A 14,615-nucleotide genomic window follows, 5' to 3' on the forward strand; every position below is an offset into this window, starting at 1 on the left:
CCCCCGGTGAGGTGACTCGCCGGGGGCGCCGCCGCGCCGTCGGGCCGTCGTCCTGCCCGACGCCGTCACGCGCGCCGGGAGCGCGACCTCGCCACGGGCGGGGCACCCCAGTGCGCCGGGCGGGTCAGCAACGCGGGGAGCCGCGTGGCGGCGTCGCCCCGCGCCGCGTCGACCTGGACCTGGGTGAGGAAGAGCGCATCGGTCAGGTCGGCACCCGAGAGGTCGGCACCGCGCAGGTCCGCCCCGACCAGGTCCGCGCTGCGCAGGTCCGCGCCCCGCAGGTCGGCCCCCACGAGCAGCGCGCCGCGCAGGCTCGCGCCCCGCAGGTCGGCGCCCGCCAACCGCCGCCCGATCAGGTCCGCACCCCGGCGGTCCGCTCGCCTGCCACGCGGCTGGTGCACCGAACGGGCCCGGGTGGCCTCGCTCGCGCGCACCAGGAGCGGGTTCACGCCGTCGCGCAGCGCGCCGAGGTCGAGGGAGAGCAGCTCGTCCGGAGAACCGGCCGAGAGGAGGTCGACCCGCTCGACGGCCTCGGTCAGCTCGCCGGCGAGCGAGGCGTCGTGCCCCTGAGCCAGCGCGAGCGCCTCGGTCAGGTACCAGAGCAGCTCGTGGACGTGCCGGAGCACGGGCAGCAGCGCGAACATCGCCGGCCGCACCTCGGGGTGCTCGCGCCAGTCCTGGCCCGCGAACGTCGAGCGGGAGATCTTCTGGCCCGCGCCGAAGCAGTCGTAGACCGTGCACCCCACGAACCCGCGCTCGCGCAGCTCGGGGTGGATCCCGCAGCTGTGGTCCGGGCGCAGGTTCCGGCACGGCTCGCCCGCGTCCTTGTCGATCGGGAAGTCCGCCGAGCGCGTGAAGGCCAGGGCCACGCAGCACAACCCGAAGCAGCTCGCGCAGTCGGCGTGCAGGCCGAGGCGCTCGCGGTCGGCCGCGGGACTCGCGGTGGTGGGGGGCATGGGGCTCCTGGGCTGGGGGGCACGGTGGATCAGCGGTGCGAGGCGAGGTGGGACCACCCCAGTACATCGCGGGCCGGGTACCCGAGTCGAGCGAGTTGTCGAGGCACGGGCCGGGGAGCGGGTGGGCACCCGCGGGGCCTTCGTCCGAGATGTGAAAGAGTTGTCGCGCGTACATCGGTCGGTGTGGGCATCGTTCGCGGAGAGGTCGTCATGGGTCTGCTGAGCTGGTTCAAGGGTCGTCGGAAGAAGGCGGAGGACGCACCGGTGGTGAGCGTCGCGTCGCTGTTCGACGTCGCTCAGAAGGCCCCCGTCGCACCGGCCGTGCAGTCGGCGCCCGTCGAGACGCCTGCCGCGGCACCGGCTCCTGCCCCCGCCGCCGTCGTCGAGCCCGCGGCGACGCCGGTCGCCATCGCGGTCCTCGAGCGCGAGGAGACGCAGGAGGCCGAGGCCGTCGTCGAGGTCGTCGAGGTCGTCGAGGTCGAGACGGTCGTGGAACCGGCCGCCGAGGTTGCGGACGCCGCGCCCGAGTCCGAGCCGGCCGCCGAGGTCGACGTGGAGGCGGAAGCGAAGGCCGAGGTCGTGGAGGTCGTGGAGGTCGCGCCCGCGCCCGCCGAGCTGGTCGTCGAAGCCGAGGCCGAGCCGGTCGTGGAGCCGGCGCCCGTCGTCGAGCCGATCGTCGACGAGAAGGCCGAGGTGGCCGCCGCTCGGGTCGAGCCTGAGACCCCTGAGGCCCCTGTGGGCGACACGGTGGTCGAGGTCACCGAGGTCACCGAGGTCACCGAGGCCGCCGAGCCGGTCGCCGAGGTTGCGATCGAGCCGGTCGTCGAGCCGGTCCTCGAGACGGCGCCCAGCGAGCCTCTCGACGAGCCCGTTGCCGAAGCTGAGGCCGCCGTCGCCGAGCCCGTCGCCGAGCCCGTCGTCGAGCCGAACGCCACCGCCCCCGCGGCGCCCAAGAGCTCGACCTACCTGCTGCCCGGCGAGACGACCGCGGCGATCCGCGCGTGGGCCCTCGCGAACGGTCACACCGTGAGCCCCAAGGGCCGCCTGCCCAAGGCCGTCCTGACCGCCTACCGTGCGGCGAACGAAGAGAGCTGACCGACCGCTCGCTGAGTGCGGAGTTCTTGCGCGAGACGCCCGGCGTGTCGCACGAGAACTCCGCACTCACGCAGGGGCCGCCCGCTCAAGGCTGATCCTTTGGTCTGACGCCGGGTCGTCCCGACTGCCGATGTCCCCGGGCATGACGCGCACATAGTCTCGCGGCATGCCGACCGACACGTACGTCCCCCGCTCCACCTGGGGCACCCTCTGGCGCCTGGCCGTCGCGCTCGGCGTGGGGTTCCTGGCCTTCGGGCTCATGCTCTCCGAGGTGCCGGTCGAGCCGACCGCCCGTCAGGGGCTCTTCGTGCTGCTCGACCTCTTCCTGGGCGTCGTCGCGATCGCCCTGATGCCCTTCAGCCGGCACGCGCCCCTGACGATCGCCCTGATCCTCGCGTCGCTGTCGGGGTTCTCTGGCTTCGCGCTCGGCGCGGTCTGCATCGTGCTGGTCTCCCTCGCGACGCGGCGCCGCTGGCAGGAGATCACCGCGGTCGGGTTCGTGTGGACGGCCTCGACGCTCGCGTTCGAGGCCTTGCACCCGACGTTCGACACCCCGTGGTGGGGCCCGGTCCTCGTGGTGATCTCGCTGCTCGTGTACGGGCTCCTCGTCGCGATCGGCATCTCGATCGCCAACCGTCGTGACCTCCTGGTCTCGCTGCGCGAGCGGGCCGAGACGGCCGAGCGCGAGCAGGCCGCGCGGCTCGACCAGGCACGGACGACCGAGCGCACGCGCATCGCCCGCGAGATGCACGACGTCCTGGCGCACCGCATCTCGCTCGTCGCGATGCACTCGGGGGCGCTCGCGTACCGCACCGACCTCACGCGGGAGGAGACGTCCGCGGCGGCGGCCGTGATCCAGGGCAACGCCCACCTCGCGATGACCGAGCTGCGCGAGGTCCTGGGTGTCCTGCGCGAGACCGACGTCCAGGCGGGCGTGCCCGAGCGCCCTCAGCCGACGCTCGACTCCCTGCCCGACCTGCTCGATGAGGTCCGGGGTCTCGGCGGTGGCGACGCCGACGTCGAGTGCGAGGTCGCCCCCGCCACGGTCGGTCGTCTCCCGGACCTGCCGGAGCAGGTGAGCCGGGGCGCGTACCGGATCCTCCAGGAGTCGCTCACGAACGCACGCAAGCACGCCCCGACGGCGCCCGTGCGCGTCGAGGTCTCGGGCGAGCCGGGGGAGGGGCTCGTCCTGCGGGTCACCAACCCGCTCGTCACTGTCTGCACTGTCCGCGTGCCCGACGACGGCGCCGCCTCGCGCACGTCGGGTGCGCCGCCGTCGGGCCTGGGCCTGACCGGGCTCGCCGAGCGTGCCCGCCTCACGGGCGGCGAGCTCCGTGCCGCACCCGACGGTGACGGGTTCTTCGTCGTGAGAGCGTGGCTCCCGTGGACGTGAACCCCGAGGGCCCCGAGACCCCCGATCTCGTGCCCCTGCGGGTCGTCCTGGTCGACGACGAGACCCTGGTCCGGGCCGGCCTGCGCCTCATCCTGGGCGGCGACCGGTCGATCGAGATCGTGGGCGAGGCCGCTGACGGCGTCGCAGCCGTCACGGAGATCGCCCGCGCCCGTCCCGACGTCGTCCTCATGGACATCCGCATGCCGCGCCGCGACGGGCTCGCGGCCCTGCAGATCGCGCGGGCCGCGGACCCGCGGCTCAAGGTGATCGTGCTGACGACGTTCGACGCCGACGACATGGTGCTCTCGGCGCTCCGGCTCGGTGCGGCGGGGTTCCTGCTCAAGGACACCCCGCCCGCCGAGCTCGTCGCGGCCGTCCGCCTGGTCGCCGAGGGGCGCTCGATGCTGTCGCCGTCGGTCACGCAGCAGCTCATCGCCGCGGTCGCGCGGACGCCCGTCGACGACCGGGCCGCCTCCGCGCACGAGCGCCTGTCCCGCCTGACCGAGCGTGAGCGCGAGGTCGCGGTCGCGATCGGGTCCGGGCTGTCCAACGCGGACATCGCGACGGCGCTGTTCCTGAGCGTCGCGACCGTCAAGACGCACGTGGGGCGGGTGCTCGACAAGCTCGGGGCCGAGAACCGCGTCCAGGTGGCGATCTGCGTGCACGACGCAGGGCTGGCCTGAGCCCCGCCGCAGGGCCGGGCGGTGCGCGCCCCGTGAGGTCAGGGCACCTCGTAGAGGAGGAGCGCGACGTCGTCGCGTGCCCCACCGACGAGGAGCTCTGCGAGCAGCGCGTCCGGGAGGTCGGCTGCGGGGCGCTCCTCGCGGATGGCGAGCGCGACGTCGGCGAGCCGGCGCAGCCCGGTGGACAGGTGCTCGCCGCGGCGTTCGACGAGGCCGTCGGTGTACAGGACCACGGCGTCACCGCTGTCGAGAGCCACGGTGGCCTCCTTGCGAGGAAGGGAGGTGAGCGCCAGGGGCGTCCCGCGACCGTCGTTGAGCCATCGGGTCTCGGCCTTGTTGACGACGAGCGGGGGCAGGTGGCCCGCGGCCGAGTAGGTGATGGTCCGGGAGCTCTCGTCGACGATCGCGCACAGGACGGTCGCGAGCTCGGCCCCGGGAAGCGTCCGGGCGAAGCGGTCGAGGCCCTCGAGGGTCGACGCCGGGCCGAGGTTCTCGAGGAGCAGGGCGCGGCTCGCGCTGCGGAGCTGACCCATGACGGCGGCGGCGCGCAGACCCTTGCCCACGCAGTCGCCCACGACGAGGCCGAAGCGACCTTCCGACAGGTCCACCACGTCGTACCAGTCACCGCCGATGAGCAGGCTGTCGTCGGCCGGACGATAACGGGTGTGCCAGCCGGGGGCCGTCGGGTCGTCGGGCAGCATCGCGTCCTGGAGCGCGTCGGCGACGGTGCGCAGCTCGTCGACCTGACGGAGCTGAGCGAGCGTGCTGCTGAGCGCCGTGCCCACCGCGGAGGCGACGAGCTGGAGGAACGAGCGCTGGGAGTCGTCGTCGGGGCGGTGGGGGTTGCCCTGCAGGACGATCACGCCTGCCGCCACCCGGTCGCGCGTCGCGGCGAGGGGAGCGACCAGGGCGCCGCCGACGTGGTCGAGCCGACGCCGGTCGGCGACCTCGCGCAGGACCTGCGGCGGGACCGACTCGTCGTGGCGCTCGTGCGTCGAGGCGAACGGCACGAGCCCGGCCGCGGTGTCGAGGTAGAGGTCCGCGCGGGTCACGTCCTGGCTGCGTCCCAGCACGGCCACGGTCGCGGCAGCGAGCTCGTCCACGTCGCCCTGGAGCCGCTGGAGCGTCGCGGACAGCGTGCCGAGGGTCTGGAGGCGGCGGGAGTCCACCACGTGGTCGGTCGTCTCGGTCGCGACGTCCATGACGCCGCAGATCGTGCCGTCCTCGTCGCGCAGCGGGCTGTAGGAGAACGTGAACGCCGTCTCCTCGTCGAAGCCCGAGCGGTTCATGAGCAACGGCTGGTCCTCTGCCCAGGTGGCGACGCCCGTCGAGAGCACCGAGTCGAACAGCGGCTCGATCTCCGGCCAGATCTCCTCCCAGACGGCGCTCGCGGGCGAGCCCATCGCGGACGGGTGCTTGTCCTCGCCGAGCATGGGACGGTAGCCGTCGTTGTAGATCATCAGGAGCTCGGGGCCCCAGGCGATGAAGATGGGGAAGCGCGTGCTGAAGCACAGACGCACGGCCGCGCGCAGCGTCTTGGGCCAGGTGTCGGGCGAACCGATCGAGGTGGCGGACCAGTCGATCGACCGGGCCAGCTCACCGCTCTCGGTGCCCTGGGTGGCCAGGTCGAACCAGTCGGAACTCACGGCTCATCCTAGGAGCATTCCGCCAGGAGCCGTGCATTCCCGCGGATCCCTCGCCTGTGACGTCAGCATGCGGCTCGTGACGTCCGTCGTGACGGGCGACGCCCGGTACCTCAGGTCCCGTTCGTCGAGAAGTGCTGGTAGTCGACCGGCCCCGTCCAGTACCCGCCCCACTGCCACCCGGCGGCCTGGAACGCGCGGACGGTGGCGTCGTCGGGCGCGATCACGCCTGCGACCGCGGGGCGCGACGCGAACTCCGCACCCGCGGGTGGCTCGACCGCGTCGCCCGAGATCCACGGGTTCTCGACCGGGTTGAGGTCCAGGGCCCGGCCGTACGCGTGCTCGGACCATCGGTCCGTGCCCGCGACCGGTCGGCAGCTGAACGCCGAGGTGTTGTCGGCGGCCATCGAGGCGTCGTCGTCGCCCCCGAAGTCGTCGACGAGCCGCATCGACCGCACCGGGTAGCCCGTGTCGAAGAGCTCGCGGAAGACCTCGACGATCCCGTCGGCGACGTCGGCGTGCACGACGAGCTCTCCCGTCGCGACACCGCCCTCGAAGGTCCGGTGGGTCAGCGTCACGTAGCGGAGGTCGGCGAGCGCGACGGGGCAGCCCTCGCGCCACGACGTGGGCGTCATGCGCGCGGCGAGCTCGGGAGTCACGGGCCCGACGGCGGCGCTGAACTCCGGCGCGGCGGGTTCAGGCGGCGAGGGGGCCGGCTCGGGAGGGGCCTGGGGGGCAGGGGGCGAGCGCTTCGAGGGGGTGGGGGTCGGGGGACCGACCGAGGGCGCGGGCGCCGCGACCGAGGTGGCGGACGGGGGCGGCGGGTTGCCCGCGACGCACCCGCCCAGCGCGCCCAGGAGCAGACCGCCACCCATCAGGGCGGCGACCAGCGACCTGCTCGGGGACGCGCGGCGCACCCGGCCAGTATCGGCGCGGTCCGTCGCCCGCACCAGGGCGCGAGCCCGTGCCCGGGCCGCGCCCAGGTCAGGCGCGTTCCGAGAGCCCGACCAGCCCCGACTCGTACGCCGCGATCACGAGCTGCACCCGGTCGCGGCACGCGAGCTTGCGCAGCACCTCGGAGACGTGCGACTTCACGGTCTGCTCGGTGATGAACAGCTCCGCCCCGATCTCGGCGTTCGACAGCCCGCGGGCGACCGTGAGCAGCACCTCGCGCTCGCGGACCGTGAGGTTCTCGATCCCTGGTGCGGTCCTGGGCGAGCGTTGCGCGAAGTCGCCCACCAGGCGGCGGGTGACGGTCGGTCCCAGGAGCATCGAGCCCTCGGCGACGAGCCGCACGCCTTCGACCAGGCGGGGCGCCGGGGTGTCCTTGAGCAGGAAGCCCGAGGCCCCGGCCTGGAGCGCGTCGAACACGTACTCGTCGAGGTCGAACGTCGTGAGGATCAGGACGCTCGTGCCCGGGTGGCGCGCGCAGATCTCGGCGGTCGCGGCGATCCCGTCCATGACGGGCATGCGCACGTCCACGACCGCGACGTCGGGCCGGTGGGCCGCGACGACGTCGAGCAGCTCGGCGCCGTTCCCCGCTGAGCCGACGACCTCGATGTCGTCGGCCGCGTCGAGGATCGCGGCGAAGCCGTAGCGGACCACGGGCTGGTCGTCGGCGACCACGACGCGGGTCATGCGTCGGTCCCGTCCGGGACGTCGAGGAGGTGGACGTCCAGGGGATCGCCCGCGGAGTAGCGCAGGTGGGCCTCCGCGGGCTCCGGGGCCGGCGCAGGCGCCGGCCCGTCCGCGGGGAGCGTCAGCTCGACGACGAACGAGCCGTCCTCCTCGCCCGCGGTGAGCGACCCGCCGATCGACTCGACGCGCTCGCGCATCCCGAGCAGCCCGCGCCCCGGGGCCGCGGGCGAGGTGCGGGGGACCAGGGGGTTGGAGAGGCGGGCGGTGACGCGGACGTCGGTGAGCCGGTGGTCGCCCGTCCCGAGGACGAGCGTCACCGGCTGCCCCGGGGCGTGGCGGCGCGCGTTCGTGAGCGACTCCTGGACCGCGCGGTAGAGCACGAGCCCCTGGGTCGACGGCAGCACCGGCACGTCGCCGACGACCGTCACGGGCTGCCCGGCCGAGCGGGCGGCGTCCACGAGCGTCACGACGTCCGCGGCTCCGGGTTGAGGGGACCGGTCGGCGCCCTCGGTGCGCTGGAGCACCGCGAGCACCTGGCGCAGCTCGCCCAGCGCGTGCCGGGCGTCGTCGGCGATCTCCGCGAGCACGACCCTCGACTCGGCATCGATCGACGGGTGCACGTACGGTGCCGACTCCGCGCGGACGGCGACGAGCGAGATGTGGTGCGCGACGACGTCGTGCAGGTCGTGCGCGATCCTGGCCCGCTCGACCGCGACGGTCTCGACGCCGAGGGCGTGCTCCGAGGCGCGGTCGGCGGCGGCGGCGCGGAGCGCTGCGCGGTTGCTCGTGCCGGCTGCGGCGCTGATCGCGACGGCCGCGAGGCTGGCTGCCGCATACAGGACGAAGACGATCGCGGTGTCCCCGCGATCGGGGCCGGCGGTCACGGGTCCGACCGGGAGGAGCGCCACGACCGGGAATGCGCAGTATCCCGCCGCGACGAGCAGCGTCAGCCCGAGCGGCAGGGCGGCCCGCCGGATGCCGTCGTAGGCGGTGGCCACCGCGATCGCGAGGAGGGCGAGCCACCACGACCAGACGAACATCCCGATGACGGGGACGACCAGGAAGGGCCACCCGGCGAGCAGGCAGGCCAGGGCTGTCGCACGGCGGGAGACGAGGACCCCGACGATCGCGCTGAGGATCCCCAGGTACACGACGGGACTCATGTTCGTCCGGGTGGTCAGGTCATCGCCCCAGAGCCCGGTGGCCCCGTAGGACGAGTACATCGGGGTGTAGAGCGTGAACAGCCCCACGAGCAGCGCGAGCACGCCGGGGAAGACCCAGGGCCGCCAGTCCGCACGCTCGCTCGCGGCACTGGCTCCGGTCGCCGGTGAGCGTCCGGGCTCGCCGTCGGTGGCGGAGGGTGGCGGCGGGGTGGTGGACCCGGGGGCCCGGGCGGCGATGACCATGCGGACGATTCTTGCGGGTCCCGGCGCCCCGCGGCACCGGCCCGCGACCGACCCCCTCTCCCTCCTGCGGGGGAGGCGAGCGACCACCCCGTCCCAGCCCGCGAGAGGTTCCGCGATCTGCTTGACCGGCCACTCCTCCCGGCCTACGGTCCGCCGACGCGCGCGACCCGCGACCTCCTCGACCGAACGGCCCGCCGGGCCCGCGAGGACGGGCTGCCGGACGGGCCGCGCCGGACGGAGGAGACATGACCGCGGCGATCCACTGGTTCCTGCCGACGTCGGGGGACGGACGCACCGTCGTCGGGTCCTCGCACGCCGCGACGACCCCCGGCACGGCGCAGGCCTTCCGGGCCCCGACGCTCGACTACCTCACCGACGTGGCGCGCGCGGCCGACCGCCTGGGCTACGAGGCGGTCCTGACCCCGACCGGCACCTGGTGCGAGGACGCCTGGCTGACCACCGCGGCGCTGCTGCGCGAGACGCAGCGGCTGCACTTCCTCGTGGCGTTCCGTCCCGGGCTGGTGTCTCCGACGCTCGCGGCGCAGATGGCAGCGACGCTCCAGCGGTTCTCGGGCGGGCGCGTGCGCCTCAACGTCGTGACCGGCGGTGACGAGAGCGAGCAGCGCAGGTTCGGCGACTGGCTCGAGCACGACGAGCGCTACGCGCGCACGGCCGAGTTCCTGGCGGTGGTGCGCGGGCTGTTCTCGGGCGAGCCGCTCGACCTCGACGGGCAGCACTACCGCATCCGTGACGGCCGGGTCCCCGTGCCGCCCGACCCGGCGCCGCCCATCTACTTCGGCGGGTCCTCGGACGCCGCGCTGCCCGTCGCGGCCGAGCACGCCGACGTCTATCTCACGTGGGGAGAACCGCCCGCCCAGGCCAAGGCGAAGATCGACCGGGTGCGCGAGCTCGCGGCCGAGCGCGGGCGGACCCTGCGGTTCGGCATCCGGCTGCACACCATCAGCCGCGACTCGTCGGCCGAGGCGTGGGGAGTCACCGAGAAGTTCCTCGACGCGTGGTCGCCCGAGCAGGTCGCGGCCGCGCAGGCCCAGTTCCGCTCGTCGTCCTCGACGGGCCAGCGCCGCATGGCCGCGCTCAACGGCGAACGCTTCGACGGCCGCACGCGTTCGCTCGAGGTGCACCCGGGCCTGTGGGCAGGGGTGGGGCTCGTGCGCGGCGGTGCCGGGACGTCGCTCGTGGGCAGCCACGAGGAGGTCGCCGACCTCGTGCAGGAGTACCACGAGGCAGGCTTCGACGAGTTCGTGCTGTCGGGCTACCCGCACCTCGAGGAGGCGCACTGGTTCGCCGAGGGCGTGCGCCCGATCCTCGACCAGCGCGGGGTGACGCGCCCGGCCGGGGCGCGTGACGCCGTCGGGCAGGGGAGCCGGGGGAGCGGCGGGCCGGCGGGTGCCCCGCCCGCACGCGACGAGGCCGCGCTCAGGACGCACTCGGTGGCGTTCTAGGCGCGGCCCCGGGCCGGACCGGCGCGAGGCCGGTCGGAGACCTCAGACGCGCACGACCATCTTGCCCGTGTTCGCGCCGCGCATGAGGTCGAGGAAGGCGTCGACGGAGCTCTCGATCCCGTCGACCACGGTCTCGTCGAACACGACGTCGCCCGCCTGGAGCCAGGCGCCCATGTCGCGCGAGAACGCCGGGAAGTGCTCGAGGTGGTTGCCGATCGTGAAGCCCTTGAGCATGAGGCTGCGGGTCACCATGTTGCTCATGTTCCGCGGGCCCACCGCGGGCCCGGTCTCGTTGTACTGCGAGATCGCACCGCACAGGGCCGCGCGCCCGAAGTCGTTGAACGCGCCCAGCGCGGCCTCGAGGTGCTCACCGCCGACGTTGTCGAAGTACAGGTCGATCCCGTCGGGCGCGGCCACGGCGAGCTGGTCGGCGACGGGCCCGTCCTTGTAGCTGAACGCCGCGTCGTAGCCGTAGCGCTCGGTCAGGAGCGCGACCTTCTCGGGCGTCCCGGCAGACCCGACGACGCGGCCCGCGCCCTTGAGGCGCGCGATCTGGCCCGCGGCCGTGCCCACGGCCCCGGCCGCACCGGAGACGAACACGGTGTCGCCCTCGCGCAGGCCCGCGATCTCGAGCAGCCCGACGTACGCCGTGAGCCCCGTCATGCCCAGGATGCCCAGGTAGGCGGACAGCGGGACGCCCGGGAGCTCGGGGACCACGCGGAAGGCGGCCGCGTCTCCCTGGGCCACGTCACGCCACCCGAGCTGGTGCAGCACGACGTCGCCGACCGCGAAGCCCTCGGCCGTCGAGGCCTCGACGCGCCCGACGGCGCCGCCCGTCATGGTCTCGCCCAGCGCGTAGGGAGGGGTGTACGACTTCACGTCGTTCATGCGCCCGCGCATGTACGGGTCGACCGACACGAACTCGTTCCGGACGCGCACCTGGCCGGGGGCGAGCTCGGGGAGCTCGACCTGGACGGTGCGGAAGTCGTCGTGCGTGGGCCAGCCGGTGGGGCGGGCGACGAGCTGGATCTGCGTGGAGGAGGTCATGAGGGTCTCTCGGTCCTTCGGTCGTGGTTCTGGAGGGCATGCCCGACGGCGCAGCCCGGCCGGGTGGGCCGGTGCGGCGGTCGGTGGGGCTGGGGTGGGGTGGTCGGCGGCTCGGCCCGCGGTCAGGACACCAGGGCGATCACGAGGAGCACGACCGCGATCGCGGGCGGGACGAGCTGGACGAGCGCGGCACGCGCCTTGGCGGGCGACGACACGATCAGCACGAGCCCGGCGAGGACCATCGACCCGGTCGCGCTCAGCACGAGGGCCGCGCCGACACCGGTGTGCCCGGCCGCGAGCACGACGATCCCGATCACGGTGATGGCCGCGAGGAACAGGTTGTAGAAGCCCTGGTTGAACGCGAGCTCCTTGGTGGCCTGCGCCTCCTGCTCGGTGGTCCCGAACGTCGCACGGGTCCGGGGGGACGTCCAGGACACCGACTCGAGCACGAAGATGTAGACGTGGATCAGTGCGGCGAGCCCGGCGAAGACCAGTGCGGTCGCGGTCATGGGAGGTGTCCTTCAGGGTGAGGGGGCGGGCTCTCGTGCCTGCCGCTGCCGGCGGAAACGGTATTGTGAACTGCTCGGTCTATTAATCGACGGTACAGTTGTGTACCGGTCGGTGCAATACGAGGCGCGGAAAGTGAGGTGGTTCACGTGGGCAGGTCGCAGTCGTTCGACACCACCACGGTGGTGCAGGCTGCCCGGGACGTGTTCTGGGACCAGGGCCTGGAGGGAGCATCTCTCCCCGACCTCGAGCGCGCCACCGGGCTGAACCGGTCGAGCCTCTACCACGCGTTCGGATCCAAGCGCGGGCTCTTCGACGCCGCCGTCGACGACTACCTCGACGCCGTCATCCGCCCCCGCCTGCGCGTCCTCGTGACCGCAGCCCAGGAGGGCGCCACCCCGCCCGAGGCGGGCGCCGCCGTGGTGACCTACTTCGACGGCCTGGCCGCCGCCGTCGGGCAGCTTCCCGCGGACTCCCCGCGGCGCGGCTGCCTCCTTGTCGACTGCGCGACCGGCCCCGCCGGGCACGACGAGGCGCTGCGCGCCGTGGTCGACGCCTACCGGGCCGAGCTCACCGACGCCCTCTCCGGGGCCCTGCGCGCCGCGACCCCGACGCTCACGGACGAGGTCGTCGCGCAGCGGGCACGCATGCTGCTCTCGCTGCTGCTGGGCGCCCTCGCGCTGGCCCGCGTCAACCAGGACGAGGCCACCGCGATGCTGCGCACCGCACGCGACCAGGCTGACGAGTGGGTTTCGCGCGACGCGTAGCGGTGACGGGCGAAGAAGCTTCGTCTGATAGGAAGTAATTCCCCGAGCGAGACGAGAAGCCCATGGAGTTCGCCCCCTACCTGATCGCCGGCGTCCTGGCGGTGGTCGGCGTGACCGCCCTCGCGCCGCGCCTGGGGGTCGCCGCCCCGCTGATCCTCGTGCTGCTGGGCGTCGCGGTGTCGTTCCTGCCTGCGGTCTCGGCCGTCGAGGTCGACCCCGAGTGGATCCTGGCCGGGGTGCTGCCACCGCTGCTCTACTCGGCGTCGGTCAGCATGCCCGCCATGGACTTCCGGCGAGATCTCAAGGCGATCAGCGGCCTCTCGGTCGTCCTCGTGGTCATCAGCGCGGTTGTCCTGGGCTTCCTGTTCCACCTGTTCATCCCGGGGATCGGGCTCGCGACGGGCATCGCGCTCGGGGCGATCATCAGCCCCACCGACGCGGTCGCGACGTCGATCGTCAAGAAGGCCGGGGTGTCGCCGCGCATCGTGACGGTGCTCGAGGGCGAGAGCCTGCTCAACGACGCGTCCGCCCTGGTGCTGCTGCGCTCGGCCATCGCGGCCACGGCCGCCACCGTCTCGGTCGGGCAGGTCGCGGGCGACTTCGTCTACGCGGTCGCGGTCGCGGTCGCGATCGGGTTCGTGGTCGGCAAGGCCAACCTGTGGCTGCGCTCGCGCGTGCGTGAGGCGACGTCCAACACGGCCATCTCGTTCGTCGTCCCGTTCATCGCGTTCCTGCCGTCGGAGCACCTCGGCGCCTCGGGCCTGGTCGCGGTCGTCACGGCGGGCATCGTCACCGGGCTCGGCGCGCCCAAGCACCTGAGCCCGCAGGACCGGATCGCCGAGAAGGCCAACTGGCGGACCGTCGAGCTCCTGCTCGAGAGCGGGGTGTTCCTGCTCATGGGGCTCGAGGTGTTCGGGCTCGTCGAGGAGGTCCGCGAGGAGCACGGCAGCCTGTGGATGGCCGCGGGGCTCGCGCTCATGGCGGCGGTCGTGGTGATCGCGCTGCGGTCGGTGTTCGTCGCGGTGCTGCTGTGGCTCATGAAGCGCTCCAACCGGCGCAACCCCGAGGTCCGCGAGAAGCTCTCGGCCGTGACCGAGAAGCTCGAGCGTGGCGAGCTGCCCTCGATCGAGGACCGTGGCCAGGGCAAGGGATGGCGCACGCGTCGGGCACGCGGCGGACCGGGTGGGCGCGGGGTGGGTGGTGCCACCGGCGGGCCGGGCGGCGGACCCCACGGCACGATGGTCCCCGGCCTGGGCGGCCCCGGCGGCCTGTCCTCGGCGCGCGGCGGGCCGGGCGCCGAGGCGCCCTCGCTCGACGACCCGCGGTTCCGGACCCGGATGGCCCGGGTGCAGACCTTCCTCACGCGCCGCATCGCGGACATCGACTACCTGGCGCAGGAGCCGCTCGGTCGCCGCGAGGGCGTCCTGCTCGTGTGGGCGGGCATGCGCGGCGTCGTGACGCTGGCCGCGGCGCAGTCGCTGCCGAGCGGTACCCCGCACCGCGCGCTGCTCATCCTCATCGCGTTCTTCGTCGCGGCCGGGACGCTGCTCGTCCAGGGCGGGACGCTCCCGTGGGTCGTGCGCAAGCTCGACCTGACGGTCGACGCCTCGACCGAGAGCGACGAGCGGCTCGCGCTCCTGGGCGAGCTGTCGCGGGTCGCCTCCGAGGTGATCGACGCGCCGGGTCTCGTCCGCCCCGACGGGACCCCCTACGCGCCCGAGACGATCGAACGCGTGCGTCAGGAGATCGCGCACGACGACCTCGTGGACCGGGAGGCCACCGAGGCCGACGAGCAGCACCGGCAGTACCGCGAGCTGCGGCTCGCGGTGCTGGCCGCGCAGCGCGAGGAGCTGCTGCACGTGCGCGACCACGGCACCTACAGCTCGGGGGCCATGGACGAGACGCTCAAGGTGCTCGACGCGAGCCAGATCAGCGTCGAGATGCACGCGCCGGCCGCGGAGCGCTAGATCCTGGGGCGAGAAACGACTCCCTGGCCTTGCCGAGAAGTGAGTAGATG

Annotated in this window: 13 protein-coding genes; 6 read left to right on the plus strand and 7 right to left on the minus strand. The window is 73.8% G+C overall.

Annotation, left to right across the window (positions count from 1 at the left end; translation table 11 throughout):
• Positions 1–65 precede the first annotated feature (65 nt).
• Positions 66–956, minus strand: coding sequence for a pentapeptide repeat-containing protein (locus ACFWFR_RS10815; RefSeq protein WP_377622957.1), 891 nt, complete (start codon positions 954–956; stop codon positions 66–68).
• Between the two features lie 183 nt (positions 957–1,139).
• On the opposite strand from ACFWFR_RS10815, the gene ACFWFR_RS10820 reads away from it, so the two are divergent.
• The 3 genes from ACFWFR_RS10820 to ACFWFR_RS10830 all read left to right on the plus strand — a co-directional run bounded on the left by ACFWFR_RS10820 (position 1,140) and on the right by ACFWFR_RS10830 (position 4,127).
• The gene (locus ACFWFR_RS10820; RefSeq protein ID WP_377622958.1) at positions 1,140–2,051 is read left to right on the plus strand and encodes a histone-like nucleoid-structuring protein Lsr2; all 912 of its coding nucleotides are present in this window, start codon (positions 1,140–1,142) and stop codon (positions 2,049–2,051) included.
• 166 nt (positions 2,052–2,217) lie between these two features.
• On the plus strand, positions 2,218–3,444 hold the full coding sequence (locus tag ACFWFR_RS10825) for a histidine kinase (RefSeq protein WP_377622959.1): 1,227 nt from the start codon (positions 2,218–2,220) through the stop codon (positions 3,442–3,444).
• Complete coding sequence (locus tag ACFWFR_RS10830; RefSeq protein WP_377622960.1) at positions 3,435–4,127, plus strand: response regulator; 693 nt, start codon at positions 3,435–3,437, stop codon at positions 4,125–4,127. Before ACFWFR_RS10825 ends, ACFWFR_RS10830 begins: the two co-directional genes overlap by 10 nt.
• A 38-nt stretch (positions 4,128–4,165) precedes the next feature.
• Here ACFWFR_RS10830 and ACFWFR_RS10835 read toward each other — a convergent pair whose 3' ends face one another.
• The 4 genes from ACFWFR_RS10835 to ACFWFR_RS10850 all read right to left on the minus strand — a co-directional run bounded on the left by ACFWFR_RS10835 (position 4,166) and on the right by ACFWFR_RS10850 (position 8,814).
• The gene (locus ACFWFR_RS10835) at positions 4,166–5,773 is read right to left on the minus strand and encodes a PP2C family protein-serine/threonine phosphatase (RefSeq protein ID WP_377622961.1); all 1,608 of its coding nucleotides are present in this window, start codon (positions 5,771–5,773) and stop codon (positions 4,166–4,168) included.
• Between the two features lie 110 nt (positions 5,774–5,883).
• The gene (locus ACFWFR_RS10840) at positions 5,884–6,687 is read right to left on the minus strand and encodes a M15 family metallopeptidase (RefSeq protein WP_377622962.1); all 804 of its coding nucleotides are present in this window, start codon (positions 6,685–6,687) and stop codon (positions 5,884–5,886) included.
• 67 nt (positions 6,688–6,754) lie between these two features.
• Complete coding sequence (locus tag ACFWFR_RS10845) at positions 6,755–7,408, minus strand: response regulator (protein ID WP_377622963.1); 654 nt, start codon at positions 7,406–7,408, stop codon at positions 6,755–6,757.
• Positions 7,405–8,814: a sensor histidine kinase gene (locus tag ACFWFR_RS10850; RefSeq protein ID WP_377622964.1), complete on the minus strand. Its 1,410-nt coding sequence runs from the start codon at positions 8,812–8,814 to the stop codon at positions 7,405–7,407. Before ACFWFR_RS10850 ends, ACFWFR_RS10845 begins: the two co-directional genes overlap by 4 nt.
• Before the next feature lie 245 nt (positions 8,815–9,059).
• Here ACFWFR_RS10850 and ACFWFR_RS10855 point away from each other — a divergent pair, with 245 nt between their 5' ends.
• Complete coding sequence (locus ACFWFR_RS10855) at positions 9,060–10,277, plus strand: LLM class flavin-dependent oxidoreductase (protein WP_377622965.1); 1,218 nt, start codon at positions 9,060–9,062, stop codon at positions 10,275–10,277.
• Between the two features lie 42 nt (positions 10,278–10,319).
• On the opposite strand, the gene ACFWFR_RS10860 is transcribed toward ACFWFR_RS10855, so the two are convergent.
• Both ACFWFR_RS10860 and ACFWFR_RS10865 read right to left on the minus strand, forming a co-directional pair.
• A complete protein-coding gene (locus ACFWFR_RS10860; RefSeq protein WP_377622966.1) occupies positions 10,320–11,324 on the minus strand; it encodes an NADP-dependent oxidoreductase in 1,005 nt (334 codons plus the stop codon).
• Positions 11,325–11,446: 122 nt separating this feature from the next.
• Complete coding sequence (locus ACFWFR_RS10865) at positions 11,447–11,833, minus strand: DUF1304 domain-containing protein (RefSeq protein ID WP_377622967.1); 387 nt, start codon at positions 11,831–11,833, stop codon at positions 11,447–11,449.
• Between the two features lie 147 nt (positions 11,834–11,980).
• Here ACFWFR_RS10865 and ACFWFR_RS10870 point away from each other — a divergent pair, with 147 nt between their 5' ends.
• Together ACFWFR_RS10870 and ACFWFR_RS10875 are read left to right on the plus strand one after the other, a co-directional pair.
• A complete protein-coding gene (locus ACFWFR_RS10870) occupies positions 11,981–12,598 on the plus strand; it encodes a TetR/AcrR family transcriptional regulator (protein WP_377622968.1) in 618 nt (205 codons plus the stop codon).
• 62 nt (positions 12,599–12,660) lie between these two features.
• Complete coding sequence (locus tag ACFWFR_RS10875; protein WP_377622969.1) at positions 12,661–14,565, plus strand: cation:proton antiporter; 1,905 nt, start codon at positions 12,661–12,663, stop codon at positions 14,563–14,565.
• The last annotated feature ends 50 nt before the right edge of the window (positions 14,566–14,615 follow it).

The sequence above is a fragment of the Oerskovia sp. NPDC060287 genome (assembly GCF_042726775.1).
Classification (GTDB): Bacteria; Actinomycetota; Actinomycetes; order Actinomycetales; family Cellulomonadaceae; genus Oerskovia; species Oerskovia merdavium.

What these genes read in the sequence shown, in the direction of transcription:
- ACFWFR_RS10815 (WP_377622957.1), bottom strand. Translation starts at nt 956, where the DNA reads ATGCCCCCCACCACCGCGAGTCCCGCGGCCGACCGCGAGCGCCTCGGC.
- ACFWFR_RS10825 (WP_377622959.1), top strand. Translation starts at nt 2,218, where the DNA reads ATGCCGACCGACACGTACGTCCCCCGCTCCACCTGGGGCACCCTCTGG.
- ACFWFR_RS10845 (WP_377622963.1), bottom strand. Translation starts at nt 7,408, where the DNA reads ATGACCCGCGTCGTGGTCGCCGACGACCAGCCCGTGGTCCGCTACGGC.
- ACFWFR_RS10850 (WP_377622964.1), bottom strand. Translation starts at nt 8,814, where the DNA reads ATGGTCATCGCCGCCCGGGCCCCCGGGTCCACCACCCCGCCGCCACCC.
- ACFWFR_RS10855 (WP_377622965.1), top strand. Translation starts at nt 9,060, where the DNA reads ATGACCGCGGCGATCCACTGGTTCCTGCCGACGTCGGGGGACGGACGC.
- ACFWFR_RS10860 (WP_377622966.1), bottom strand. Translation starts at nt 11,324, where the DNA reads ATGACCTCCTCCACGCAGATCCAGCTCGTCGCCCGCCCCACCGGCTGG.
- ACFWFR_RS10865 (WP_377622967.1), bottom strand. Translation starts at nt 11,833, where the DNA reads ATGACCGCGACCGCACTGGTCTTCGCCGGGCTCGCCGCACTGATCCAC.
- ACFWFR_RS10875 (WP_377622969.1), top strand. Translation starts at nt 12,661, where the DNA reads ATGGAGTTCGCCCCCTACCTGATCGCCGGCGTCCTGGCGGTGGTCGGC.